Origin of the sequence: Okeania hirsuta, from assembly GCF_003838195.1 — a bacterium.
GTDB lineage: Bacteria > Cyanobacteriota > Cyanobacteriia > Cyanobacteriales > Microcoleaceae > Okeania > Okeania hirsuta.
This window is the reverse complement of the sequence record NZ_RCBY01000455.1, coordinates 1-2,895: the sequence shown is the minus strand read 5'-3', so window position 1 is coordinate 2,895 and position 2,895 is coordinate 1. Positions and strand designations below refer to the sequence as shown.

Below are 2,895 nucleotides of genomic sequence, written 5' to 3'. Positions count from 1 at the left end.
GCATAGTCCTTCCGATGGGGTCTATTCCTAAAGCTGCATATGATCCGTCGTTTCTTGTGTTCCAAACCTGGATAGGCAAGATCTTATAGGGAGATCCACCGTTGAGGCGGTAGGTAAGCGAAGATGTATCGATCTTTGAAAAGATGCTTTGGGTATATCCTCCTCCCGTAGACTTATAAATGTCTAAGAGAACCTCAATGGCTTTACCACTACCGTTGTTTTTAAGGGTAATTTCTTGGTATTGGGATTGTTTGGTCCATAGCAAGCATCTTGAGCGGATTGGGTGAAAGGGAGAGGTTAGGAAGTTGTAAAGTGATGCTGATATTTGCATTCATCGTAGCATCCACAATCGTATTTCCTTCACAAGACCAGCCTGCATGCATGCTGGAGCTTATGGTATTTGCTTCACAACCCGAGACCGCAATTATTTCTGTGAATTCGAGGCTTTCATTGGTATCAAAAAAAGGCATCTCCATTTCCAATATTCTGGAAATCGTTTCCACTGAAAAAAATGCTATCCTTAGAAAGCACTGATCGTCCCTAAGGAGGTTGACATCAAGTCTATCCCAGCGTTATGAATATCAGTAATGAAGAAGGAGCTAAGTTTTCCATTTCCCCCGTTTACAACTTTAATACTCCGGGTGGTTGTTTCACCGCTATTCACACTTTGGTTAGCAGGACTGATATTAATTATGCTTAAGGCAGGATATAAGGCATTGTAAGGAACACTGGTATCTTCTTTATCCCCTTCATTCGAAACAAGCTCTACCCTATTCTGGAGTATTCCTCCTGACAGAATGGCATTCATTGCCGGGATAGCAGCTTCGTAGGATATCATAAAACCCGCGCTCAAAACGCTCCCTAAATCATTTAATCGAAATACCGGCGCCTGCAGATCTGATATATCATGTTCATAAACACCTGCAGCAGATGTATCCTGAAGACTTCCGCTTATGTAGCTAATGCCTGCAGGTAAATATACGGTAACTTCCTGCCCTGTCAGACTAAAGCTGGAAGCATTGAGGTAGCTAATACCGAATACCTGATTTTCTGAGCAAACGCTTATTTCCAGGGGTGTGTCAAACGTAAAATATACATCATCCAGTTCGGCACGGAAGAGGTTACTCAACATAAAAGAGCTGGCAGCAGAAAGAGAATAAGAGGCCATTTCCTCTTTGGGGCTTACTAGGTATTGAATGAGTAAAGTTTGAAAATCGAGGGCGTTTGTATAGGTTCTTCATTAGCCTTATCCGTAAATCTCATTGGGGAAAAAAGAAGGTCTTATTCTTTTCTCCCAGGGAGTAGATTCCATTTAAATGCCAATCAGAAAATAATGAGAATAGCTTAATTCAGGGCCTATTTCCATCAGGAGCTTTTCCATTTTTTGGAAGGCCACCAATTTTTGGATAGAAAAACAAAGCCTTACAAAAAAAAAGCTCCCTGCACACATGGTACAAGGAGCTCCAAATACAATCTTAATCTATATCATTTCACTTCCAGCTTTTCTGTATACGAAAAGCCGTTTTTTATCGTATCCTTTACCAGGTAGAGACCCAGATTTAAATGACGTTTTCTTATGGAGACCGATGGTAGCGTTTAATTCCGTATTAGCACTTACCAGGCTTCCATTTAAGCTGTAAATTTCCAGTTTATTATATAGGTATTCGAACTCCAGCATCCTCGATGTGACGAATCTCCGCCTGTGCCTCAACTTCCAGGGGATTGGGACTCACGCTTAGGTAGAGTTTGTTTTGCTCTTGCCCATTCGAGGGATTGACCACTTGATTTTGTACGGTATTCGTAATGATGAATTCACTGTAGTCAAACTGGATCGCTGCCCGGTTCTCGATGATGGTACCCGCAGGAATGGCCTGACCGGGCATGATTTTGTATTCGATAAATCCGTGGCTGGCGGCTTCATTGCTATTGCTATCAGGCAGAAAGATGCGGTCGAAAGTAAAACTGATTACACGATCTTCCGATATTTGATACTTATAATCGTGGCTGGCTCCTTGTAATTCAAAGCTGGCCAGATCGAGGAAGGGAGAAATCGTATCCTGAATAAAGACTCGCTGGGCGAATTTAGTTCCCACATTCTGAAAACGAATCTTATAGGTCAGGACATCTTCTTTCTCAATGGCTCCGGTCGGGAAAACCAGGATATCATTAGGATCAACGGCCCCTACTATTTCATTGTAGTGATGCGCATATTGTTGGTCAAATCACAATCATCTGGTGGATTGCGGAAATATGCCCTAACTTCTGCCCGCTTGCCTAATGTTGCAGTAGCAGAAACAGAGTCAGTAATCATGATCGTTCCTTGTTGCATAGGCTTCAATTCATTCAGGTTCCAAACAAATTCCAGTAACACTTGGTCCCTGGGTCCTTTGATCCCAGGCTATATCTGAACTCAAAGGGATGATATCATTATCAAACTCTACCACAAGTTCAAGATTAGATGCGCCCAAGGCCCCTCTGTTTAGAAAGGAAATGGCATAGCTGTTCCTAAAGCCTCTACGAAAGAGCCGTACTGCTCAGGTAAGTAACCAGATCGGGCTTAGGACAACTAGGACTCATGGCAAAATTCTTCCCACAGAATGACAGCGAACTTGCTTTGTTAGCACTTTCGTAGACTATGGTGTGAGAACTGTCGCAGCTTGATACATTGGACCATTCATCTGTAGTAATGCTACTGATGGTATAGGTTCCATACTGACGATAGATCCTGTATTCACCCGAATCATTGGTAGTTACGTATTTAGGACCGGGCATAACTTCGAGTAGCATGTTGGGAACTCCGGGTTCACCCTCATCCTGCTGACAGTTTCCGTTTAGGTCGTAGTAGACGACTCCACATATTTCGGCTCCATCCTCTTCAATTACTGTCTGGCAGTC

The 2,895-nt window shown here is 42.9% G+C and carries 4 protein-coding genes; all 4 read right to left on the bottom strand.

The genetic code is table 11. The features are described 5' to 3' along the window. Nucleotides 1-221: 221 nt before the first annotated feature. The 4 genes from D5R40_RS31675 to D5R40_RS41710 all read right to left on the bottom strand — a co-directional run bounded on the left by D5R40_RS31675 (nucleotide 222) and on the right by D5R40_RS41710 (nucleotide 2,311). Nucleotides 222-482, bottom strand: a complete 261-nt coding sequence (locus D5R40_RS31675) for a hypothetical protein (RefSeq protein ID WP_161565150.1) — start codon at nucleotides 480-482, stop codon at nucleotides 222-224. A gap of 38 nt (nucleotides 483-520) precedes the next feature. Further along, complete coding sequence (locus D5R40_RS31670) at nucleotides 521-1,168, bottom strand: hypothetical protein (protein ID WP_124155789.1); 648 nt, start codon at nucleotides 1,166-1,168, stop codon at nucleotides 521-523. 484 nt (nucleotides 1,169-1,652) lie between these two features. Continuing rightward, the gene (locus D5R40_RS31665) at nucleotides 1,653-2,162 is read right to left on the bottom strand and encodes a DUF7619 domain-containing protein (RefSeq protein ID WP_445974460.1); all 510 of its coding nucleotides are present in this window, start codon (nucleotides 2,160-2,162) and stop codon (nucleotides 1,653-1,655) included. A gap of 23 nt (nucleotides 2,163-2,185) precedes the next feature. Then, nucleotides 2,186-2,311: a hypothetical protein gene (locus tag D5R40_RS41710; protein ID WP_282433695.1), complete on the bottom strand. Its 126-nt coding sequence runs from the start codon at nucleotides 2,309-2,311 to the stop codon at nucleotides 2,186-2,188. Nucleotides 2,312-2,895 lie beyond the last annotated feature (584 nt).